This is a genomic window from Mariniflexile sp. AS56 (assembly GCF_030552475.1).
Lineage (GTDB): Bacteria > Bacteroidota > Bacteroidia > Flavobacteriales > Flavobacteriaceae > Mariniflexile.
This window is the reverse complement of record NZ_JAUPED010000007.1, coordinates 1-22970: the sequence shown is the minus strand read 5'-3', so window position 1 is coordinate 22970 and position 22970 is coordinate 1. Positions and strand designations below refer to the sequence as shown.

Genomic DNA, 22970 nt, shown 5'->3' with positions numbered 1-22970 from the left:
TCTTATTTAAAGTTTTAAAGTAATTTTTCTTCTAAAAAAACTACTCTTCAACTAATATAGAGGTATCAATAATTTTTTTTGTTCCAGGCATACTACTTATTCCTTCAAAAAAATCTTTCACACCTCTTCTATAATGTTCTTTATCAGGAACCGAATGGCGATACTTGTCTTTTTTTAATCCAATACTATTGAAAGGGATATTAGGAAATTTTTGAGTGTTTTTAAACTGAAGATTTAAATTATCATAATCCTCAAAATCATTAGGTTCAACTTCTTTATATTGTTCAACTTCAGACTTCAAAAGAGCTTCTGGTTCAACTCTAGGATCTGCAATAGCCGTAATTTTATTATTGTATGAATAATTATTTTTAACAACATACTTAATTGGCCAAAAGCGTCCAAATCTAGCAGTATCGCTCATCACTTTATTAAAAGTTGGATATTTTTCTACCCACATAGAATTGGCCCAACCATTTTCTCCAATGCTAGCTTCAACCCTGCCTACATAATCTTCTTTAGTCCCTCTTCTATGGTGATTTTTATCGACACGAATCTCCTTTTCTATGTTTTGCATTTTATCTCCTAAACTTCTAACAAAATAAGCACCTCTATACCCTTCAAGAAACACGTTATGAGTCATAGTGTGGCCTGATCCACCAAAAGCAAACAACCCTTTCCCTGCTGATTTATAGAAAATATTACCAACACATGTTGCGCCCGATTGTCCATCGTCTAAATGAATTCCAGATCGCTCAACTTTACCTGGGCTATGCATTAAGTGATGAAAAAAGTTATTTCGATATTCATTTCCGTACCCTGCTAAATCGGCTCCAGAGTACACAGCACCACCGTCTCCTTCATCGTAACCAATATTAAAAAACTCGTTTAATTCTATTACCTGGTTATTCCCATTTACAACCATTGCCTGTCCTAATGAATTATGTACCAGATTATTTCTAAACGTATTCCCTGCACCGGACATGCCTATATTTACTTTTTCATGTTTATATTTCTTTTGATAAATATGACAGTTCTGCACCAAATTATGTCCTTCCACAATTTCATTAGGCCCTCTATGACCACCTGCCAAACTTACATGCGAATTTAAATCTACGAGATTACAACCTTCTAAATTATTAAATTGACCTTCTATACTAACTCCATTTGCTGTAGAATTACTAATGGTAGCCGAGGCTACAAGGTTATGACTTCCTTCTATATTATAAATAGTACCACCACCTACATTTTTTACAGACAAGCCGACAATTTGAACGTAGCTGGCACCTTTAAGATGCACAAAACCCTCAGCTACAGAGAGACTTATTTTTGATTTTTTATTAATTGGTTCTGGTGGATAAAGGAAAAGGCGGTTGGTCATTGGATCAAAATGCCATTCACCTGGTTGATCTAATTCACACAACAATCCAAATACACGAAATGGTTTATCGTTCTTTTTCCATGCCCAGCCATAAGAAAGTGCTCTCGACAGATGAACACTTTTAGTTACACCATTTGCTGAATAAATAGGTTGTGAACTTAGTAACCAATTGGCCTCAATAAAACCAGTAAGTTGATTACGTTTGTTATTTCGTTTTATTTCATTTTCCCATTGATACCATGTACCAGCCATTTCGCTTTCTTTTTCAGAAAATCCTGCTTGCGCACCACGAGGTTCCTCTAAAGAACCCTTCCAACCTCTTTCTCTTCCTGGTTCTAAAAACGGAACTGCTCCCGCACGAACCCCATGGGCCTCTTTACCCACAGGTACACCTGGTGGTGACACCTCCGACGCTACTGTTTCTTCTTTAAAAAAAGCGTACCCCTCATTTGGAAAAACCGATGGTAAATACTCTACTTCATTAAAACTTAAATTAAGCATAAGATTTTCAGAAAAACGTTTCAACATCGTTTTGTTTGTAATGGTAGTAACAACAATATTATCGGCTGCTGAAATTGGCACACGATTACGTTCTTCTTTATCTTTTACTTTTGAAAATCCTTTAGCTGGAATAAGCATGCTACCATCAAACAATACCTTTTCTCCTTCAACAGCTCTAATAATAATTGGGTTTTGGGCTGTTCCTGTAAATTCTTCTCCTAAAACAATAGGTACATCAAAGCGATACAAACCTCCCATAACATTTATAATGACACCTCCATCAGGTAATCCACTTTGTTTTAATTGTTCTGAAACTCGTTTTATAGCTGTTTCAAACGACACTGGGTCTTCTTTTGTCCCCTTATTGTTGGTTCCTCCACTTGGAGATGTATAAATTTCTAAAGCATTTACAACAATGCCACACAACATTATAAATATTATCAAACTAATTTTTCGCATACTCTTCTTATTATTTTTTTTTTAAAATACATTACTTAACTGGCGCCAACTCAATTTCTTTAAGAGCTTGAACTCCTGGAAAATCATTCAGATCTTCAATTTTCAACTCCATTTGATACAAACCAGTTTTATTGAAACGGATAATACCGTAATCTTTTAAAACACTTTCTCCATACTTATCACGTGGCTCGGTCACCATTTTCAATTGATCTTCCCCATTACTTAAAATCATTCTCGCTGCTTTAAATCTAGTTGCTATTTCAGCACGTACTTGATACTCACCAGCCTCTTTTACATTAACCAACCAATACACTTTATCACTTGGGTTTGCCCATTGGTATAAATAATCTCGTTCGTCTTTAATTTTTTCATTCTTAGGACGTACTACTATTTGTCCTGTTGGGGTGGCATTTCGAGCATTCAAAGTAATAACCTCTAATTTTGAGAACGGATCGGCTTCTAAGTTAAAGTCTTCAATTTTAAAAACATAAGCATCTTTTACTTCAAAATCTTCTTTTTTAATTGAAAGTGCTTCTATTGTTAACGATTCATTGTCGACATGAAATGGAACCTCTCCATAACCTAATAGCGTTATTTTAGATTTATCCGTTTTTCCTTTCACCTGAATTTTATCAAAAGTGAGTCCTTTTTCTGGCCAATCTAAACAAATAGCATACACGGTATTGCCCTTTTTGGTATAACGTATATTTATTGAATTTTTTTGAGGCGCCGTACTGTAATCCATATAATACCCACGATTACCATACATAGAAGGGCCTTCGCCACTTACTCTCCAAGGTCGTGAAGAATAAATAGCATCTCCGTTTATTTTTAGCCAATCTCCCATATGGTACAACATCTCTTTTTGGTCATCTGAGATGGTTCCATCTGCTTTGGGACAAACATTTAAAAGCATCACACCATTTTTACTAACGACACTTATTAGTTCATGCAATACACTTCGTGGTGAACGTATTTTTATACCGTCTCTCCAGCTCCATATATGCCCTCCTGTAGATTGATCGGTTTGCCAAATAAAAGGAGTTACATCACGTGCACTACCGCCTTCAAAATCAAGCACACCTACCCCATCAGGTAATTGATCTAATTTTCGAGTAATAATAACTTTTTTATTCCATTCTTTTTCTTTAGAATAATAGTATGATGCAAATTTTTGACGGTATTCCATCGGGATGGCTCTTAGCCCCCAATCGAACCAAATTTGATCGGGTTGATAGTTATCTATAACTTCTTTAAGTTTTTGGAACCAGCGATTGTAACCATCTTCCATGTTTTCAAACTTCCCATATAAGTCGCCATATTTAGGATCTGCAGTTGCCATTCCTTCCATTGTAGGATAATAACCTTCTAAATTAAAGCCATGATGAAACGAGGTAATTACTTTCATGTCATTCTTGCGAATGGCTTTTACCAGTTCGCCTACAACATCTCGTTGAGGCCCCATATCTTTAGCATTCCAACGGTTTACTTTACTATCCCACATGGAAAACCCATCATGGTGTTCAGCTACAGGACCGGCAAATTTTGCTCCCGATCTTTTATATAAATCAGCCCATTCTTTGGCATTAAATTTTTCTAATTTGAACTGAGGTATAAAGTCATGATAGCTAAATTCGCTTATCGGCCCATAGGTCTCTTCATGATATTTTTGTACGGGATGATCTTTAGTATACATATATCTAGGATACCATTCGTTTTCATGAGCAGGGACACAATACACCCCTAAATGGGCATAAATACCAAACTTAGCGTCCTTAAACCAATCCGGCACTTCGTGTTGACTCAATGTTTCCCAACTCATTTCGGGCTTATTGGATTCATTTTGTGCATTGACAAAAAAAACGGAGGCAATGGACATTATAATTAAAAAATATTTTCTCATAATTTTTTGTTTTTGTTTTTTAAAGTTCAATTTTAAAAGTATAAGCAAAATCATTAGGCTTTTTTTCTGGTGTTGTTATTTTTAAACCATCTGGATGTGCTTCCCACTTAATATCACCATTATACCCTAAAAGTTTAATGGATTTAATGGTGCCTACACGCGTATTTAATTTGGTAATCTGTTCTATTAACACTTCTTTGTTAGCCCTTGACCAATCTAAAACAAAAGCATATACATAATTATCCTTATCAGTAAACCTAATATCTTTTTTTCCGAAAGGTGACTTTACTGTAAAATGAGGAATTTCATTTGTAGGGCCTTCACCAAATTTATACCAAGGTCTTGTTCCATAAATCCCTTCTACATATACTGCCAACCACTTACCCATATCTTCTAAAATAGATATGGCTGTTTTATCTAAAGTCCCATCGGCCTTAATAGGCACATTCAGTAATAAATTTACATTTTTACTTACAATGTCTATGAGTTTATCTATTAATAATCCACTGGTTGTGTAGGGTTTGTTTATGTCATATCCCCAAGACCCCATACTATCATCGGTTTGCAAAGGTTCATTAAGGATACTATTGGATTTTCCTCTTTCAAAATCTAAAGTTGCAACCCCATCGGCGTACATCCTCTGCCATGGGCGGTCTTTGATTGTCATTACAGCTTCATTTTTTCCATTATGAATTTCGGTGTTGTGGTTATATAGATGACTAATAACATCCATTCCTGTCTTACCTTCGTCATCGCCTCTAAAAGGTATCGCACAATCGAAATACAACAAATCGGGATTGTAATTATAAATTAAATCTTTCATCCGATTTGCCCATAAATCACGCCACGCCTTAGGTACATTATAAGGAGCCCTTGCTTGTGTATCATCATGTGTTGGAGGATACAGCCCTTTATCTTCTACCTGTGCTCCTTTATAAGGAACTCCTTTCATTGGCCCTTCTTTATCGGATCCGTTGGCTGAATTTAACCAACTATAACTTCGAGATAAATGTGTGGTAACCCCAAAACGTAACCCCGCTTTTAAAGTAGCATCGCGCCACATACCTACTAAATCTTTTTTAGGCCCCATATTTACAGAATTCCATTTATGATATTTAGAATTCCACAAATCAAAATTGTCATGATGTACGGCACAGGGTGTGAAATATTTAGCTCCTACTTTTTTAAATAATCCGACTAAAGCATCTGGACTAAAATTCTCTGCTTTCCACATGGGTATAAAATCTTTATAACCAAACTCTGAAGGGTGTCCATATGTTTTTAAATGATGTTCATATTCCGGACGTCCCTGTTCATACAATCGTCGGGCATACATACCATTCGCCTTGTTCCGCAACTGAATAAGTTCCCCAATGTAAATAAATACCAAACTTTGCATCGCGAAACCATTCGGGACATTCATACTGTTTTAAGGATTCTATTGTTGCTTAGTAAATAAATTACTAGTCATTAGTTTTGTTCTCCCCATAAAATTTTTCCATATCGTATCGGGGTGCATCAATTCTAACTTTCCACTCCTCCATTGAAGCTTTTAACTCTTCTACTTTCTCCGGATGTATTGAAACCAAATTGGTTGTTTCTGCTGGATCATTTTTCAGATTATAAAGTTCAAAATGTCCTTCATAATTATCAGGCATAGGTAAAAACTCCATTAATTTCCAATCTCCATTTATTACTGTTTCAACACAACGATTGCGATCTACAATTGGAATTTTATAATGAATAAGTGACAGGTATTTAAGGAAGTGAAACTCTCGCGTAGCCAATTTGGAAGCTGGATTAATTAAAACTGGCGTTATATCGATTCCATCAAGTTCTTCATTATATTTTTTATTACCCTCGGCATGTGCAATCGAAAGGAAGGAAGGGTAAAAATCATATCCAATAATCCTTTCATGAGAAATAGAATTAGGCTTAGTTACACCTGGCCACTTTACAATTACTGGCACACGGTAACCACCTTCGTACGAAGATCCTTTTCCTTCGCGTAATGGATAATTATCAGTAATATTCATATAGTTGGCTCCACCGTTGTCACTTGTAAAAACTACAATTGTATTATCTTCCAAACCAGCATCTTTTAATGCTTTAAGAACTCGACCTACACCATCATCCAGTGTCTCTACCATAGCGGCATAAGTAGGGTTACGATGTCTTGATGTTGGCTTTATAAGCTTTTTATATTTATCGACTAAATTCTTTTTACCTTGTATTGGTGTATGAACAGCATAAAATGCCAAATTCAAAAAGAAAGGCTTTTCACCATTTTGAGATTTAATAAATTTAGCAGCTTCCATTGATAAGGCATCCGTTAAATTAAAACCATCCGGATATTCTTCCAAGCCTTGAATATTAGCCAATTCATCGCGATAGTCACCATGAGCTGTAGTTATGAATGGAGCGAAATAATTAGGTGGACAACAAAATTGATTAGAAGCAATATCTACTTCATATCCACGATTTTCCGGGCTATTTTCACCTGTTCCTACATGCCATTTCCCAATATGACCAGTGTTATAACCCGCCATATTTAAAGCAGTTCCAATGGTTACCTCTTCTTTTGGCAACTCATTCCCGTTACCAGTAACCTGACGTAAATCACCATGACTAACGGCCCCTACGTGTGCTGGAAATTTACCCGTTTGAATAGCGATACGACTAGGCTGACAGGTTGGATGCGCTGACATACCATGGTCAAAATACATCGATTCTTTTGCCAATTTATCTAAGTTAGGAGTTTGATGTAAATCACTACCTGTAAATCCTAAATCCGAATTACCTAAATCATCGGCTAAAATAAATACAATATTAGGCCTCTTACTTTCTTGATGACTACGCGTTGAATTTTGAACAACATCGTCCTTTTTAATTCCTTTACATCCTAATAAAAAAAATAGGCTACAAATGGGTATGAATATATTTTTCATAATTAAATAAATTTAAAGTCTCTTTCTGTTTAGATTGATCGAATATGAATAGCCAATCCATTTTGTTCAATTAGTTTTTTACTAATGACACCATCACTTGATACTCTAATTTTTTCAATCTTAACATTGGTTTTTGTACCCATACTTTGGTCATCAGAATAAATAGTAGCTTCATAGGTCTTGCCTTTATCTAAGAAATCTAATGATACACTTAATTCGCGCCCCACTTTACCTGTAAGTCCACCAACAAACCAATCCTTTCCACTCTTTCTTGCTACAATTGCAAACTCTCCAGGATAACCATCAATAATTTTTGTATCATCCCATACCGTTGGCAAGGCATCATAAAAAGCCAATTCAGGCACTTCTTGTATAAACGTTTGTGTACCTCCTGCTCCTTCTTCACCAGCGTGCGACCCTTCTGGTCGGTCATACCAATATAAAAATTGCCAAGGACTATAAATACAAACTGCTTTGGCTAATTGAGACACATGAGAGCCCATCTTTTCAGTAACTCGGGGAGCGAAATAACAGTTTGTTTGATCTCCTGCTCCTGCAATCATTCTAGTAAACAACGTATTAATTACCATAGCATTTTCAGGAGATTCTTCATCCCCACGAATACCCTCTTGCGTCATTAAATTAGGATACGTTCTTGAGTAGCCTGTTGGTCTATATTCATCATGAATATCTACCATTAAATTGTAATCTGCCGCTTTTCTAACTGCATCATGTAACCAAGTTGTCCATTCTTGTGGCCCCACATTAACAAACCCATATTTTAATCCTGTAACACCCCAAGAACTTAAAAGTGGCAACACGTCATCCAACTGCTTTTCCAGTGAACGTCTGTTTACGTAAAGAACAACATCGATACCTTTACTTTTAGCATATTTAATAACGCCGTGAAGATCTAAAGGGCCTTTGGATCGTTTTGGATCAATGGTTATCGTTGTTGCATCAGAGGCATCATCGTATTCGTTACCATACCATCCAGCATCAAATTCAATAAATTGAAGATTATGTTTAACAGCAAAATCAACACAAGCTATACCGCCCTGAGTCGTTAATGTACTTTCACGTATTATTTTTCCTGGTCTAATCCAGGAAGTGTCTTCAATTTTGTTAGGCTCATTTAAATTAAGTATAAATCCATTGTTTTGTAATAATGTACTTGGGTTCTCCCCTGCCATTACAAACCTCCATGGAGTATTAAATGCTTTATCTTTTTTAACTTCGCTACTAAGATTAGACACTAAAGTTCCTGATTTAGTCGCGTGACCTATAAACATCATACGGGCATAATCTACCAAGGCAGCTTCTCCTAACGCAACGTACAAATCTTTAGACAACTCAACCAACAAAGGTCTTTCTACAGATTCCTTTATCTCTGATACAGGCCGTTTAACAATTTCACTTTGAGCCAGTGATGACGCCCACGCTTCTGCTTTATCTGGCAATGAAAACTCTGTTAATTCTTTATTTATTGTAATGCTTTTATCTTCTTTAAATTCATATCGAAACGCAATACCTTCATTATACATTCTAACACGTATATTAAATAATGCTCCGTTACCTTCTAAAGGAATTAATGCTTCCTCATAGATGTCTGAATATTCATTTTTTTCACCATAAAATGGTTCCCATGAAGTATCAACCGATTTTTTGGATACCTTTCCTATTTTTATACCATTACCTAAAGCCTCTACTCCTTCAATATCAAATCCTAATCCTGAAGGTGCTATAACCTCCACCTCGTTATATTTAACTGAATAAGATATTTTGGATTCATCATTGACATCTAACAAGAAAGTTAATTCACTATTAGGACTTTTTAAAACAATCTGCCCTTCTTCTTTACAAGACATAAAAAGGAATAATGAAAGCACTGTTAATACGGGTAATGTAATCTTCATTTTCATATGGTTTATTAATTTTGATATTAACTTTTAAATCTATTCTTCACATTGGAAGAACAACTCTGGTAACAAATATTCATTTTTTACCTGATTTTAAAGAGCAAGAATCGTTTTTTAAAATAGACAAATAGTTCATATTGAAGATTAGGTAATAGAAATTATAATATATATCCATTAATTAAATTTGAAATACGCTATAAACTAAGGACTTATCCAAAATAATGATTAAACTAATTTTTGGGTTCTATTTAAATTTTTATTTTATTTGATTTTTTCGCATTCCTTTGCTTCAACTGTATTTTTTGAACCATATCTCGCCATAAGTTTTTAAACAATGGATCTCCGATAGCTAATTGTTGAATATTATAAGGCTAATGATGCTGATAATATTGAAATTGGTTTCCCTAAAAAATGTTTCGCATTTTTAAAAACACTTGTTTTAGGACTTTCAGTAACATCATCCCATTTTCCTCATTTTGGATGTACATTGACTCTGCAATCCCATACAAAAAAACAACATAGATAGTAATAATATACTAGTTTGTTTCCTCATTACTTTCTGTATTTCATTTTTCTTGCTAAACATATGTCAAATCACATTATCTTAAATCAACTAAAAATCACTCAATTTTAATTCTAATTATAAACAGCTCATTATAACTTAAGCTATTCCTATAATAGCCTAGAATTAATTTACCCTAGCTTAAACACCCGTTCCAAAGCCATCCATTTCTCCCCATTTTTAGCCCAAGGAAGTTCTTGTTGGTAGTTCCACATCAGGTTTTCCCACTCTTGTACTTTTGTATTATTAGTGTCCATTTTGGCTTTTTTAGCTGGATCGAAAGTTTCATCAACTTCCATAATCATAAACATACGATTACCTACAAGGTAAATTTCCATGTCCACAATGCCAGCGTCTCTGATGCTTTTGGTTATTTCTGGCCAAGCTTTTCCTTTAGCATGGTAAGCTTTGTATTCAGCAATCAACTTGGAGTCGTCTTTTAAATCGCAAGAAAAACAGTGTCTTTTAGTACTCATGTGTGGTTTTATTAGAAGTTTTATAAGTAGCAAACCCATAGTGAGCTACTACGGCTAAACAAATTAATGGCAGGATGAAAGAGAATTTCACTTCTGGTATAAAACCTAAAATTTGAACATCGGCAAACCCTGAACCACCCATATCTAAAATACCACCTTGCAGAACAGGCATTAGAGCGCCACCTACAATAGCCATAACCAAACCAGCAGAACCAATCTTAGCTTCATCACCCATATCTTTAAGTGCAATACCATAAATAGTAGGGAACATGATGGACATAAAAATAGAGATGCCAACTAATGAAAACAGACCTGCCATACCAGACAACAGGATAGCTCCAGCGGAACAAACAACCCCACCAATTCCAAAGAGCATTAATATTTTAGATGGGTTTATTGTTTTCATTAATGCGGTTCCAATCCATCTGCCAGTTAAAAATAAAACCATGGCAGTAACATTGTAATAAGTAGCTGTTAATTCCAAACCAAGTGCAGCATTTAAATGATCTACATATTGAAAAATATAGGTCCAACACATAATTTGTGCACCTACATAGAAAGCTTGAGCTATAACGCCATGCTTATAATTTCTATTAGCAAAGAGTTTTTTAAAAGATTCTGAAAGCCCCATTTTGTCTTCGGTAGCTGTTTTTGGTATTTTTGTAAATATAATAATCACCATAATTGCTAAAACCAAAACACCTAATGCAATGTAGGGAATACTTATAATGCTTAAATCGTTTTCTCGAATTGTTGCTAATTCTTGGGATGTTAGTGCATTGTAAGCTTCGACAGTATAATCATCGGAACGTAAAGCACCAATAATAAAAACCTGAGCGATTATCATTCCTGTTAACGACCCTATTGGGTTAAAGGCCTGTGCTAAGTTTAATCGTTGTGTCGCCGTCTCTTTATCACCAAGCATTAAAATTAATGGGTTTGATGTGGTTTCCAAAAAAGCCAATCCGCAGGTGATGATCCACAAGGAAATTAAAAAGTAATTAAATTCTTGGTTCGCTGCGGCTGGATAAAACAAAAAAGCGCCAATGGCGTATAAAGACAAGCCTAAAATAATTCCTGATTTGTAACTGTATTTTCTAATGAATAATGCTGCAGGTAACGCCATAAAAAAGTATCCAAAATAAAATGCAAACTGCACTAAAGAGGCTTGCATATTGGATAATTCGGGCATCACTTTTTTAAATGCAGACACCATGGGGTTGGTTAAATCATTGGCAATACCCCATAAAGCGAATAATGAGGTAATGATTACAAAAGGAAGTATAAGTTCTTTTCTAACAATTGGAATTTTCTTTGGAAGACTCATTTTATAGTTTTTGTTTGATTGGTTTAAGCTTGAATTATTCTGTTAATAATGACCGGTCTAAATGAACATAGCCGCCATCTACGGTAAGAAATTGCCCAGTAGTATGTGATGCTTTTTCTGAAATAGTAAACAAACATTGGTCTGCAATTTCATTTGGCATCGTCATTCTGTTTTCTAATGGAATTTTCTTTACAATAGCTTGAAGTTTTTCTTCACCATTATCTAATGTTTTAATCCAGTTTTCATAAGCTGGTGTCCAACTTTCAGCAATAACAATAGCGTTAGAACGAATGCCGAAGCTAATTAAATCAACCGCCCATTCGCGTGTTAACCCAAATACACCTCCTTTTGAAGCAGCGTACCCAGAAGTACCACCTTGACCTGTTAGCGCCACTTTAGAACCAATGTTTAAAATGTTTCCCTTAGCTTTTTTTAGCATGGGTAAACAATACTTAGTCATAGCAAAGTAACTTACCATATTTAATTTTAATGAATACATAAAATCATCTACCGAGGCATCTAAACCAGCACCATCGTTAACACCCACATTATTTATTAAGGCATCAATTTTACCGTATTTTTTTTCTATTACCTTTGCAGCAGCTTCTATTTGCGTGTAATCAGACAAATCTGTTTTTACAAATAGCGCATCAATGCCCCTGTCTTGTAATTCTTTCTCGTAAGTAAAACCTCTGTCGTTTCTACAAACAATTACAGGGATAGCACCTTCATTCGCTAATGATTGAACAATGGTTTCCCCAATGCTTCCTCGAATTCCAGCAGCGCCTGTTACCACAACAACTTTGTTTTTTAATCCTAAATCCATATTATAAATTATAAAATTTTATAGCATTTTGGCCCAAAATATCGGCTTGTTCGCTGGTGCTTAATTCTGCTATAAAATGTGTTACTAAATGTTTAACTTGTTTGTAATTTCCCGCAACTAAACAAACGGGCCAGTCGGAACCAAATAAAACTCTTTTGCTTCCAAAAGCATTTAAAACCACCTGCATGTAGGGTTCTATTTGTATTGGTGTCCATGTTTTAAAATCAGCTTCGGTAATCATGCCCGATAATTTGCAAAATACATTTTCATGTTTTGCGATTTCTTTTATTAAAACTTTCCATCCTTCAAAAAAGCCATCTTTAATATAGGGTTTAGCGATGTGATCGATTACAAATTTCTGATTAGGAAACTCCTTTACAAACTCGATAGCCGCTCCTAATTGATGTGGAAATATGAGAATATCATAAGTAAAACCATGTTTTTCTAAAGCTGAAATACCTCGTAAAAAGTTAGGACGCAATAAAAAATTATTATCTGCTTCGCCTTGAACGACATGTCTAAATCCTTTTATTTTTTGATAACGGCTGTATTCTTGTAAAACATCTTCAATGTCTTCACCTCTTAAATCTACCCAACCCACAACGCCTTTGATGAAATCGTTTTTTGAAGCCAAATCGAGTAAAAATTCGGTTTCATCTAATGTTTGATCGGCTTGAACTGCGATACAACCATCTATACCATTTTCATTATAAACGGTCTTTAAATTTGAAGGTGTAAAATCTCTTCTAATAACCGACATACCATCATCTATCCAGTCATGTTTTACAGGGCTATAATGCCAAAAATGTTGATGTGAATCAATTACCATAGGAGTTGTTCAAAGTTGTTAAAGCAGCTGCTATGCCATTAGTTTCTATATCTTTAATCGTGCTTGTAATAAAAGGAACTAATCCATTATAGGTTGATAAATCATCGCCTACAATGATTTCGTTGGTCAAAATATTTTCAACCAATTCTGCCAAATTTTGCGCTCCTGAATCTACTTTATCCCATTGGTTTTGAAAGAATTCTAAAGCCTTAGGATCATCGTTTACGGCAATGGTTTCATTATTGAATTCTCCTTTGTAAAAACGAATCATACACGCTAATGAAAACGCAATACGCTTCGGAAAAGTTCCTTTTAGAGCAGTATATTCTCTAAAAGCAGGTAATAATCGTGCCTGAAATTTAGAGGTGCTATTTAACGAAATGGCTAATAAATAATGTTTTAATGTAGGGTTTTTAAACCTATCAATAACTGAAGCAATAAAGGTATCAATATCACTATCTGAAAAATTAATCAAAGTTGGTTTTACCTCAGTTGATAAAACTTGCAATACATGATTTTTTACAACTTCATCATCCATGCTTTCCTTTACCGTGCGTAATCCTGCTAAATATCCAACAGGTACTAGTGAGGTGTGGGCTCCGTTTAAAACACGAACTTTCATTTCTCTGTAATCCGATAAATCATTTACAAATTGAACGTTTAAATCGGTTTTAGAAAAAGGCAGTTCGTCTTGAACTAAAGCAGGTCCTTTAATCACCCAACTGTGATAATCTTCACCTGCGACTAATAAATCATCTTTAAAACCAATCTGTTTTGAGATTTCAGATTTTCTCACATCAGGAAAACCAGATACAATGCGGTCCACTAAAGTGCTGCAAAAATAATTATGGTTTATAATCCAAGTTTGAAATTCTTCAGTTAAATTCCAAAGTTTAGCATATTCTAAAATGCTTTCTTTTAAAGCATCTCCGTTGTTTTCTATAAGTTCACAAGGCAATAAAATACAGCCTTTGTTTGCTTCACCATTAAAATGAATAAACCTGTGATATAGCCATAAAGTTAATTTGGCAGGAAACTCTTGAGGAGGGACATCTGTTTGTTTGTCCGCGTTAGAGAATTTAATACCTGCTTCCGTTGTGTTGGATACAATAAAACGCATGGCAGGTTGTTCTGCTAAAGCCAAATAATCTTCCCATTGGGTATAAGGTTGAATTACCTGACTAACCGATTCTACTAAAGTTATTTCAGAAACCAATTTGCCATTTCTTACGCCGTCCAAAGCTACATGAAACAAACCGTCTTGGGATCTTAATTCAGAATAATCACCTCTTTTAGTTGGTTTTACAATGGCAACACTGCCGTTAAAATCGGTTGTTTTATTCAAAACATCAAAGATCCAATCACAAAATGCTCTTAAAAAATTACCGCCACCAAACTGCATAACGCGCACAGGATGAACCGTGGGTCTGTTGGCTGTGACTCTATCTAATGTTTTCAATTTTATTGATTGTTCTTCTATCATCTTCTAAATTTTTAATATCTGAAAGGCATCACAAAGAAACACCACGTTTCCAAGGAATAAAATCGTTATTACCGTGTAAAACGGCTTTTGAAGGTATTTCCCCACTTGCCACTTTAATAATATGATCTAATATTTTTTCTCCCATGGTTTCTATCGTGTCTTCACCAGTAATTACAGTTCCTGCATTGATGTCGATAATGTCATTCATCCGTTCAAATAAATTAGTATTGCTAGACATTTTTAAAACAGGTGCAACGGGGTTTCCTGTAGGAGTTCCCAAACCTGTGGTAAAAACCACCACATTACATCCCGAACCCACCAAACCAGTAGTAGATTCCACGTCATTTCCTGGGGTACATAATAAATTTAAACCTGGTTTTGTAACCTGTTCGGTATAATCTAAAACTTGGACAACAGGGGAGGTGCCTCCTTTTTTTGCGGCACCTGCCGATTTCATAGCGTCGGTAATTAAACCGTCTTTAATGTTTCCTGGAGAAGGGTTGTTTTCAAACCCCGAGCCAACGGCAACCGCTGCTGCGGAATAAGCGCGCATGAGCCCATAAAATCTCTTAGAATCTTCATCAGTCACACATCGGTTTATAATTTCTTGTTCGACACCATTTAATTCTGGGAATTCTGAAAGTACTGGGCAGCCGCCTAAAGCAACCAACAAATCGGATGCATAACCTAAAGCGGGGTTTGCAGAAATTCCTGAAAACCCATCCGATCCGCCACATTCTAAGCCCAAAACAAGTTTGCTTAAGGGCGCTGGTTTGCGTTCAATTTTGTTAGCTTCCATTAAACCTAAAAAGGTAAGTTTTACAGCTTCTTCTATAAGTTTACGTTCGCTTTCGCTACGTTGTTGTTCTAAATAATGTATTGGTTTTTTGTTATTGGGAGCGATAGCATCAATCGCTTTTTGTAACATGTCTATTTGGGCATTTTGGCATCCTAAACTAAAAACCGTAGCACCAGCAACATTGGGGTTTGTAATATAACCAGCTAATAATTTGCATAAGGTTTCAGAATCCTGACGGATTCCGCCACAACCTCCATCGTGTTTTAAAAACTTAATACCATCAACATTTGGAAAGACTCTGTTTTTTTCGATGTCTTCCTTGGTTGTGATAATAGGTGTATTCATGATGTCTTCTTCTGAAACACCTGCTTTATATTGCTGTATTAACGCATCGGTATCTACAGCAAAATCTTTTTTGGTTTCGTAACCTAATTTTTCTGAAAGTGCACCTTCTAAAACGTCAATATTTCTGTTTTCACAAAAGGTTAACGGAATAACCAACCAATAATTTGCGGTTCCTACTTTACCATCTTCTCTGTGATACCCGTTAAAAGTACGTCCTTTAAAATTGGAAGCATCGGGGGCTGTCCACGTAAATTTTTCTTTAGAATCATTAAATTCCGCGGAAGCGTGTTTTACATTTTCAATGGTAATAGCCGTTCCTCGTTGAATGGGAAGTACTGCTTTTCCTATTAAAACGCCATACATAAAAATTTCGTCACCCACTTTAAAATCATATAAAGCGAATTTATGTTTTTGTTTGATATCCCCTTGTAAGGTGAATGTTTCACCAGCCACGTCTATAAAAGTGTTTTTGGGTAAGGGCGTAATGGCAACAATAATGTTGTCTTTCGGGTCTATTTGTACACAACTTTTAGACATGGGTTTCTAGTTGAAATTTACGGTTGCTTTTATAACGCCTGTTTCTGGTTTTAACCAATTATCGAAATTTGATATCATTTCGGTAAAAGGAACGCTATGTGTTATGAAGGATTCTGTTGGAAATTGATCTAAAACACTAATAACATGCTCAAAATCTTCAGTGGTGGCATTTCGGCTGCACATGAGAGTCATTTCTTTTGCATGTATTTTTGGATGCGTATAGGTAAGTTCGCCTTTTGAAAGCCCTACTAATACAAAACGTCCGCCGTGTGACATATAATCGGGACAAGCCTCTAAGGCAAATTTATTGCCAGAAGCATCAAATACTGCTGTGCATAAATCGCCATTGGTAATTGTAGAAATTTTGCTTGCAGCATGTTCTCCTGCTTTTACGATATAATCTACGCCAATTTTTTCTTTGGCATATGCTAATCGTTGTTCGTTCATATCAATAGCAATTACTTTTGCGCCTGCTATTTGTGCTAGTTTCATGATGCCGATTCCTATGGGACCACAACCAACCACGGCAATGGTTTCTCCTGGTAAAATATTGGCTCTTCTAATGGCATGTGCGCCAATGGCTAAAGGCTCTACGATGGCCATTTGGTCGTCGGATAAATCATTTGCTAATAGTAGAATATTACTTGGTACGGTAATTTGTTCCTGCATACCACCGTCTATATGTACCCCAATAACCTTGATATTGGTGCAACAATTGTTTTTTCCGTTTATACAAGCAATGCACGTACCGCAACTTACATAAGGCATTACAACTACTTTATCACCTGCTTTAATACCCTTGTCATTTTTGCCAATTTCCAGAACCACTGAAGCCAATTCGTGACCTAAAATTCGTGGGTAGGTGAAAAATGCTTGGTTGCCACTATAGGCATGTAAATCGGTACCACATATACCAACTTTATTGATTTGTAATAATGCTTCGTTTTCTTTTCTGATTGGAGCTGCTTTTTCTTTTAATTGAAACTCTCCGGGATGTTCGCAAACTATGTATTTCATGTGTAAGTATTAAAAATAAATCTTCTAACTATTCTAGTTTATGAAAATTAATATTAAGCAAATATTTCATTTTTATGTGACATAATGGAGGAGAAATAGCTTATTTAGGTGGTCATATAGTTCAAAACTTTATACAATAGCTATATTTACCCATTCTGTAATGTATATGGTTATCATAAAAATCTGACCACTTTAGTTGCAGTACATGACTTATTCCAAATCCAGCAAAGTAAAAACTAATTAACCATGCAAATAAAATATATTATTGAGCTTTCATAAACCCTGTTAAATGCTCTAAAATTTTTATTCTTTTCTATTTAATCCTATATTTTTGGTTTCAGGGATTTTTATATGAAATTTTACTTTTCTAAAATGGTAAGATCCTTTCTAAATAATATTTTCACTAATTCCCTATTTATAAATAGTTAGAAGTGATACCATTTAATTAGCCACCGTTCGGGAAGCCAAATTTCTTTTACCTAATAGAAAATGTTCAAAATATTTTAGGATTTAAATATTTAAAATGGAGTTGATCCCTTTTTAGAAATTCTTTAAAAACAGCTAAAATATCCAATGTATGAACCGACTTTCTATTTCTTATGCTTATCAAGTAACTTTCGGCTACTTTAAAAAAATCGTTATCATATTCCGATCAAATTTGATTTTTTGTCTTTTCTGAATATAAATTCAGCTCTTCAGTCTCTGCATTAATCAAAACTTCTGTTAGCTAAAGATAGTTTTGATAGTATCCTTTGATTAATTTCTAAATGATCTGGGTGTGATTTTCGTAATAGTCGATTTTTGGCATCCCAATGTTTCAACTTATTAGATATACGATGATTTCATAATTCTAATTTTAAGAGGAGGTCGTTTGGCAAAAAGGTGCTACTGATGCCATAATAATCGATATTAAAATAAATATACGATTCTTCCCATCTATTTTCTACTAAAAATTCTATAATATTAATTGATTTCATTTAGATTTAAATAAAACCTCAAACCCAGATTTTAATGAGTTTTAAAGGTATTTGGACTACCTAATAAATTTGGGACGCTTTAAATGCATAATCCAGAGGTCAAAATTGAACTAAAAATTCAATCTATTGGACTTTGCTTATATAAGAATATCGAATAGTACAAATACTAATCAGTAAAGTTCAAATTTTGCTATAATATGTAAATATTAGCTAAGAGGTGCGTAATTAGGTGCGTATTTTTTTAAAAACAAATATAAAATGCTATATATCAATACTTTAATTTTATTTGGTTAAACCCTCTTTCTCCGCGAAAAGTCCTACAAACGACAACAAAAACCCTGTAAATTATTGATTTACAGGGTTTTTAATTTTATACGATATCATATGGTATCATATGATATCGTACAAAAAGGGGCTAATTCGGTGGACTTTGTAACTTTTTCAAAAGGTCCACCAGAGAAATACAATTAACTGTATATTAGTTACTTAGCTTTATTAAGAAGTCATATATTTTTACTACATTGGAGTAACATCAAAACGTAAAAATTATGTCACTATCACTTTCCCTTCTATTTTTTATCAAAAAAAGTAAAGTTAATTCTGGATCAAGTCATATTTCTGGGGAGCCGTATAAATTATGCATATAATTTAGTTAATCTATAGAGAAAGAACTTGACATCTCTGACACCTCTAAACTGCGCTCTAAATTCCTCTGGAAAGGCCACTATTTTCCTTAGAATAACACTTGATGGTCATCGCTGCGAATTTAGTGTTCACCGTAAAATCAAACTAGATTGGTGGAACACTCAATCTCAACTTGCTCTTGGAAATTCTGCTGAAACTCAAGAAATCAACAGGCACTTAAGTGTTATAAAAAACAAGGTTTACTCCATCCAGCAAAATTTCGAACGTGATAATGAATCATATACGGCGACAGACCTTAGGGATGTTCTACTAGGAAAAGATAAAACTAAAATGATGCTTCTCGAAATCTTTCAAGAACACAACGACAAAGTTGAAAGTTTGATTGGAAAAGATTTTTCCGCAGGAACAGCTGAACGGTACCGAACTTGCAAAAAACACGTTGGAGCATTCATTAAGATGAAATACAAGAAAAATGACATTCCTGTAAAGGATGTTAACCATAAGTTCATTTCAGGGCTTGAATACTACCTTAAAACCACAAGAAATTGTGCGCATAACTCTGCTATTAAGTATATAACGAACTTCAAGAAGATTATTCGAATTGCGCATGCCAATGATTGGATCGACAAAGACCCTTTCCTCCATTGGAAAGGAAAACTAAAAATAGTAGAGCGCGAATTTTTAACGCAAGAAGAAATTCAAAAAATAATTGATAGGGAACTGAAAATGGAACGTTTGGATCAAGTTCGTGATATTTTTATTTTTTGTTGTTTTACTGGTCTGGCGTATGCAGATGTCAAGAAACTTACCAAAGATGATGTTGTTATAGGTGTTGATGGTGAGCAATGGATTAAGACAAGACGTACCAAAACCGATACCCGAAGTAATATCCCAATCTTGCCTATTGCTCAAACGATTATTGAAAAATATAAAGACAATGAGCCGATGAAAATAAAAAATCTGGTATTGCCAGTACTGAGCAATCAAAAGATGAATGCCTACATAAAAGAAATTGCAGACCTCTGTGGTATCAAAAAAAATTTGACGTTCCATTTAGCCCGACATACATTTGCAACAACGGTTACACTATCTAATGGTGTTCCTGTTGAATCGGTTAGTAAAATGCTTGGGCACACCAATTTGAAAACCACACAGCATTACGCCAAAATTCTGGATATGAAAGTTAGTAAGGACATGGCAATTTTGCGATCAAAATTCAAATGAGAGATTAAAGAGGTATCCCATAATCTTTATCTCTATTATCATATTTTCGCAAATTATCCTCATAGTCAGAAAATGGACTAGTGTATTTCGCCTTTATTATAAAACCTTTTTCAACAAAATTTTTAGCGCTCTCTTTCCAGTTTTGAATGTTTAGTCCTCTACTAAGTTTCCAATTTTTTGTTTCATAAAATGCATAGAATTTTTTTCCTTCAATAGCTGGCCAATTGTTTTCTTTAAAAAACTCTAAAACAACTAGTTCATTTTTTGGCCTTGCCAGTTTATTAAAGTTTTCTTTTGTTTTTAGTTTATAAGAAGATACCAAATTTTGGCTAGGTTTTGGAACGGAGTTGACCAGATTTTGAACCTCCTGTGTACCAGTAGTTGTACCATTTTTGGGACAAGCTCTGGCCATCCTAATTTTAGAACCCCTTGAGGGATGATTTGATGGATAATATATAAGATATCCCCAGGCATCGAGATCGCGCACATGATTATGATAAGTTGTTTTTGATTTGATTTTTGCACGTTCCATTATTAGCTCACGATTTATAGTTAAGGTCTCTTCGAAAAACTTTCTGTTCCATAACTGAAAGAATGCCAGATACAAAGTGATATGTCCTTGCTTGATTCGTTCATCGTTATTAAACGTTTCCAAGATAGTATTGAGATGTGTTATATAGTTTATTGTCTCCATTATTTATCAATTTCCAAGTTTTTTATTTCTCTGAAACGCACATTTCCTGTATTTTCTGGAGGATTTTTTTCTAGAAACAATTTCTTTTTAGGCGGTTCAGCTTGTTCAAAAAGAGATTGCAGCATGGCTACCGTAGGTTTGGTTTGGGTCTTTTCGATACCCTTCATAATAGCAATCATTCCGTTCATCCGTTTTTTGATTAGTACAGAAATTCTTTTTTCCAGAGTTTCCATTCTAGGTCCCAAGCTCTCCGTTGGGCAAATTCCGTTTTCATTAAAAAAGTCCATCATTAATAGCAATGTCATCGATTGCGATTTCGATAGCATTTTACTAAATTTTCTAAATTCAATAGCCACAGACTTTTTGATCTTTAATGTCTCAAATTCCTCTTTTTTAAATGCTTTATCCATAATTTTAGTAAAAAAAATGCCTATTTACGGCGGTTACCACATGTTTTTAGTAAAAAGTGACGTTTTTATTCAAACTCCAAAAAAGGACAAATCCTTGTAAACCCCTATAAACAATGTGTTTACAACAAAATTGAATAAACGTAACATCGCGTTAGCGTGTTACCCTCTTGCTATTCCATTCCTTCATTTCATTTCGGTCTTTCATACTTTTTACCAAAAGCTAAATAGCCAAATTTGGATGATTGGTAACAATCCATTTTTTAACAGGACTAATATTATTTTTTTAAGCTATCCTCAATAAAACTGACGAAGAATTGATTATAATTTCATTTCCTTTACTTAAAACAGCACAATATTTACGCCATATAATTTGATTTAAAATGCTGTCAATTGGTTGCTATAATGGCATATATCCATATACTTATTATATCCAGAGCGTTTTCCTTTTTAAATGAACTTAATTAAACAGAATTTTAATGTTAAAAACCATTTTTAAACAACTGTATCAGAACAATGAACGTGCAATTCATTTAATTCCATTTACTTCCCATAGTGCCGTCACGTTACCTTTTTTTGTTGCTTGGTCTCCTTCAATATTCAGGTTTGTGTAGACATATAAAAAGTGCGAAGCATGAGCCTGATTATGCTGTCGTTCAAAACTGAATATTATTGTTTTGGTGTCAAAAAAAGGTATAGCAGTGTTGGTTTGGTATGTGGATCTAAAGTCTTTGTGAAATACAAAAGCCTAGGAAGTGTTACAAAACACAATTACATTTACGTATTAAGCGGACGCTATTTCAAATTTTTATATTGGGAACGGAGCGTTCTTGCCTTCTACGGTAGGAAAAAGCGAAGTGGAAATCTAAAACTTTGGGATTGTGTCCAAGACTTTTTAAATGAAGCTCTTTTCCCGAAATGAAGTTTTCACGTAATGCAGGGTAATGTGCTGAACGTGTTGTGAAAATGGGTCACTCTCTTTTAGTAGTATTTCAGGCGGACTTATTCACACTTTTTACTTGGAATATAGTGTTCCTTTCCAGCGGAGCGGAAAGGGTAACCGGAATGAAAATTCAAAAGTGGGGATTGTGTCCAAGACGTCTGTTAATGAAGCTCTTTTCCTGAAATATAGCCTTTCGCGAAATGCAGGGGAATGTGCTGAATGTCTTATAGACCCGAATTACAATTTTAATAAATAATAGGAATAATTATCTGTTCAGAAGAGTTTGAAAATTAAATCTGTTGCTGAGAAAAATAGATGAGTTTTCAAGCTAATTATTCGAAAGTACCTACATGCTAAAAGTAATCTGACTGTGGCGTAACAATTTTCAATAATTTATAACTTAAATAAAGTAGAGAATAAAAATGAAATTACCAATTCCAACTACGCCCGTTAAGTACCCCAGAATAAAATCCATTTTATTTGCTATAAATCTAAGTTTATGTTCAACTCTAGCATCTATTCTTGCGTAAAGTGCATATAAGGAAAATGAGCCTGCGGTAGAACAAATTGAAAAGTATAAACTGTTTAGGAGGAGTGTTTAAAATATTCTAATCCTATTTATAAGGAAATTGTTGTAAATTAGAAAGGAATGGCAAAAATATTAAGTAAGTACACGCCTAGACCATGTAATAAGGGCAGTATCTCATAAACTGTGTAAGTTTTAAAATCTCAGGTTAAATTTTAATCTGAGATTTTTTTATTTATTAATTT

At 34.6% G+C, this 22970-nt stretch carries 17 protein-coding genes; 1 reads left to right on the top strand and 16 read right to left on the bottom strand.

The window, feature by feature from the left end; all coding sequences use genetic code 11:
- Positions 1 to 40 precede the first annotated feature (40 nt).
- From Q5N74_RS09825 to Q5N74_RS09765, 14 genes are all read right to left on the bottom strand, one after another.
- Positions 41 to 2323, bottom strand: a complete 2283-nt coding sequence (locus tag Q5N74_RS09825; protein WP_304388619.1) for a right-handed parallel beta-helix repeat-containing protein — start codon at positions 2321 to 2323, stop codon at positions 41 to 43.
- 46 nt (positions 2324 to 2369) lie between these two features.
- Positions 2370 to 4241, bottom strand: coding sequence for an alpha-L-fucosidase (locus Q5N74_RS09820; protein WP_304388618.1), 1872 nt, complete (start codon positions 4239 to 4241; stop codon positions 2370 to 2372).
- Between the two features lie 19 nt (positions 4242 to 4260).
- Positions 4261 to 5577 carry an alpha-L-fucosidase gene (locus tag Q5N74_RS09815; protein ID WP_369686028.1) on the bottom strand — a complete coding sequence of 439 codons (1317 nt, stop codon included), beginning with the start codon at positions 5575 to 5577 and terminating at the stop codon, positions 4261 to 4263.
- Complete coding sequence (locus Q5N74_RS18970; protein ID WP_369686027.1) at positions 5555 to 5683, bottom strand: alpha-L-fucosidase; 129 nt, start codon at positions 5681 to 5683, stop codon at positions 5555 to 5557. Before Q5N74_RS18970 ends, Q5N74_RS09815 begins: the two co-directional genes overlap by 23 nt.
- Before the next feature lie 21 nt (positions 5684 to 5704).
- A complete protein-coding gene (locus Q5N74_RS09810) occupies positions 5705 to 7189 on the bottom strand; it encodes a sulfatase (protein WP_304388616.1) in 1485 nt (494 codons plus the stop codon).
- Between the two features lie 29 nt (positions 7190 to 7218).
- A complete protein-coding gene (locus Q5N74_RS09805; protein WP_304388615.1) occupies positions 7219 to 9105 on the bottom strand; it encodes a glycoside hydrolase family 97 protein in 1887 nt (628 codons plus the stop codon).
- 696 nt (positions 9106 to 9801) lie between these two features.
- Complete coding sequence (locus tag Q5N74_RS09800; protein WP_304388614.1) at positions 9802 to 10146, bottom strand: L-rhamnose mutarotase; 345 nt, start codon at positions 10144 to 10146, stop codon at positions 9802 to 9804.
- Positions 10136 to 11473, bottom strand: a complete 1338-nt coding sequence (gene fucP, locus Q5N74_RS09795; RefSeq protein WP_304388613.1) for an L-fucose:H+ symporter permease — start codon at positions 11471 to 11473, stop codon at positions 10136 to 10138. The genes Q5N74_RS09800 and fucP overlap by 11 nt, the downstream gene beginning before the upstream one ends.
- A gap of 34 nt (positions 11474 to 11507) precedes the next feature.
- Positions 11508 to 12299 (bottom strand): SDR family oxidoreductase, encoded by a 792-nt coding sequence (locus tag Q5N74_RS09790; RefSeq protein WP_304388612.1) that lies wholly within the window; start codon positions 12297 to 12299, stop codon positions 11508 to 11510.
- A 1-nt stretch (position 12300) separates the two neighbouring features.
- Complete coding sequence (locus tag Q5N74_RS09785) at positions 12301 to 13128, bottom strand: amidohydrolase (RefSeq protein ID WP_304388611.1); 828 nt, start codon at positions 13126 to 13128, stop codon at positions 12301 to 12303.
- Positions 13118 to 14611: a tagaturonate reductase gene (locus Q5N74_RS09780; RefSeq protein ID WP_304388610.1), complete on the bottom strand. Its 1494-nt coding sequence runs from the start codon at positions 14609 to 14611 to the stop codon at positions 13118 to 13120. Before Q5N74_RS09780 ends, Q5N74_RS09785 begins: the two co-directional genes overlap by 11 nt.
- Before the next feature lie 28 nt (positions 14612 to 14639).
- Entirely contained in the window at positions 14640 to 16292 is a 1653-nt protein-coding gene (locus Q5N74_RS09775; RefSeq protein ID WP_304388609.1) for a UxaA family hydrolase, read from the bottom strand.
- Between the two features lie 6 nt (positions 16293 to 16298).
- Entirely contained in the window at positions 16299 to 17309 is a 1011-nt protein-coding gene (locus Q5N74_RS09770) for a zinc-binding alcohol dehydrogenase family protein (protein WP_304388608.1), read from the bottom strand.
- Positions 17310 to 18151: 842 nt separating this feature from the next.
- Complete coding sequence (locus Q5N74_RS09765; protein ID WP_304388607.1) at positions 18152 to 18286, bottom strand: hypothetical protein; 135 nt, start codon at positions 18284 to 18286, stop codon at positions 18152 to 18154.
- A 672-nt stretch (positions 18287 to 18958) separates the two neighbouring features.
- On the opposite strand from Q5N74_RS09765, the gene Q5N74_RS09760 reads away from it, so the two are divergent.
- Entirely contained in the window at positions 18959 to 20155 is a 1197-nt protein-coding gene (locus Q5N74_RS09760; RefSeq protein ID WP_304388606.1) for a site-specific integrase, read from the top strand.
- Between the two features lie 4 nt (positions 20156 to 20159).
- On the opposite strand, the gene Q5N74_RS09755 is transcribed toward Q5N74_RS09760, so the two are convergent.
- Positions 20160 to 20849 carry a hypothetical protein gene (locus Q5N74_RS09755; RefSeq protein ID WP_304388605.1) on the bottom strand — a complete coding sequence of 230 codons (690 nt, stop codon included), beginning with the start codon at positions 20847 to 20849 and terminating at the stop codon, positions 20160 to 20162.
- Complete coding sequence (locus tag Q5N74_RS09750; RefSeq protein ID WP_304388604.1) at positions 20849 to 21259, bottom strand: BfmA/BtgA family mobilization protein; 411 nt, start codon at positions 21257 to 21259, stop codon at positions 20849 to 20851. Before Q5N74_RS09750 ends, Q5N74_RS09755 begins: the two co-directional genes overlap by 1 nt.
- Positions 21260 to 22970: the final 1711 nt, after the last annotated feature.

Excerpts from the sequence above, each read along its gene's own strand:
- fucP (WP_304388613.1), bottom strand. The coding sequence starts at position 11,473 with ATGAGTCTTCCAAAGAAAATTCCAATTGTTAGAAAAGAACTTATACTT.
- Q5N74_RS09780 (WP_304388610.1), bottom strand. The coding sequence starts at position 14,611 with ATGATAGAAGAACAATCAATAAAATTGAAAACATTAGATAGAGTCACA.
- Q5N74_RS09810 (WP_304388616.1), bottom strand. The coding sequence starts at position 7,189 with ATGAAAAATATATTCATACCCATTTGTAGCCTATTTTTTTTATTAGGA.
- Q5N74_RS09815 (WP_369686028.1), bottom strand. The coding sequence starts at position 5,577 with ATGTATGCCCGACGATTGTATGAACAGGGACGTCCGGAATATGAACAT.
- Q5N74_RS09770 (WP_304388608.1), bottom strand. The coding sequence starts at position 17,309 with ATGAAATACATAGTTTGCGAACATCCCGGAGAGTTTCAATTAAAAGAA.
- Q5N74_RS09765 (WP_304388607.1), bottom strand. The coding sequence starts at position 18,286 with ATGAAATCAATTAATATTATAGAATTTTTAGTAGAAAATAGATGGGAA.
- Q5N74_RS09805 (WP_304388615.1), bottom strand. The coding sequence starts at position 9,105 with ATGAAGATTACATTACCCGTATTAACAGTGCTTTCATTATTCCTTTTT.
- Q5N74_RS09750 (WP_304388604.1), bottom strand. The coding sequence starts at position 21,259 with ATGGATAAAGCATTTAAAAAAGAGGAATTTGAGACATTAAAGATCAAA.
- Q5N74_RS09790 (WP_304388612.1), bottom strand. The coding sequence starts at position 12,299 with ATGGATTTAGGATTAAAAAACAAAGTTGTTGTGGTAACAGGCGCTGCT.
- Q5N74_RS09820 (WP_304388618.1), bottom strand. The coding sequence starts at position 4,241 with ATGAGAAAATATTTTTTAATTATAATGTCCATTGCCTCCGTTTTTTTT.
- Q5N74_RS09755 (WP_304388605.1), bottom strand. The coding sequence starts at position 20,849 with ATGGAGACAATAAACTATATAACACATCTCAATACTATCTTGGAAACG.
- Q5N74_RS09775 (WP_304388609.1), bottom strand. The coding sequence starts at position 16,292 with ATGTCTAAAAGTTGTGTACAAATAGACCCGAAAGACAACATTATTGTT.
- Q5N74_RS09800 (WP_304388614.1), bottom strand. The coding sequence starts at position 10,146 with ATGAGTACTAAAAGACACTGTTTTTCTTGCGATTTAAAAGACGACTCC.
- Q5N74_RS09785 (WP_304388611.1), bottom strand. The coding sequence starts at position 13,128 with ATGGTAATTGATTCACATCAACATTTTTGGCATTATAGCCCTGTAAAA.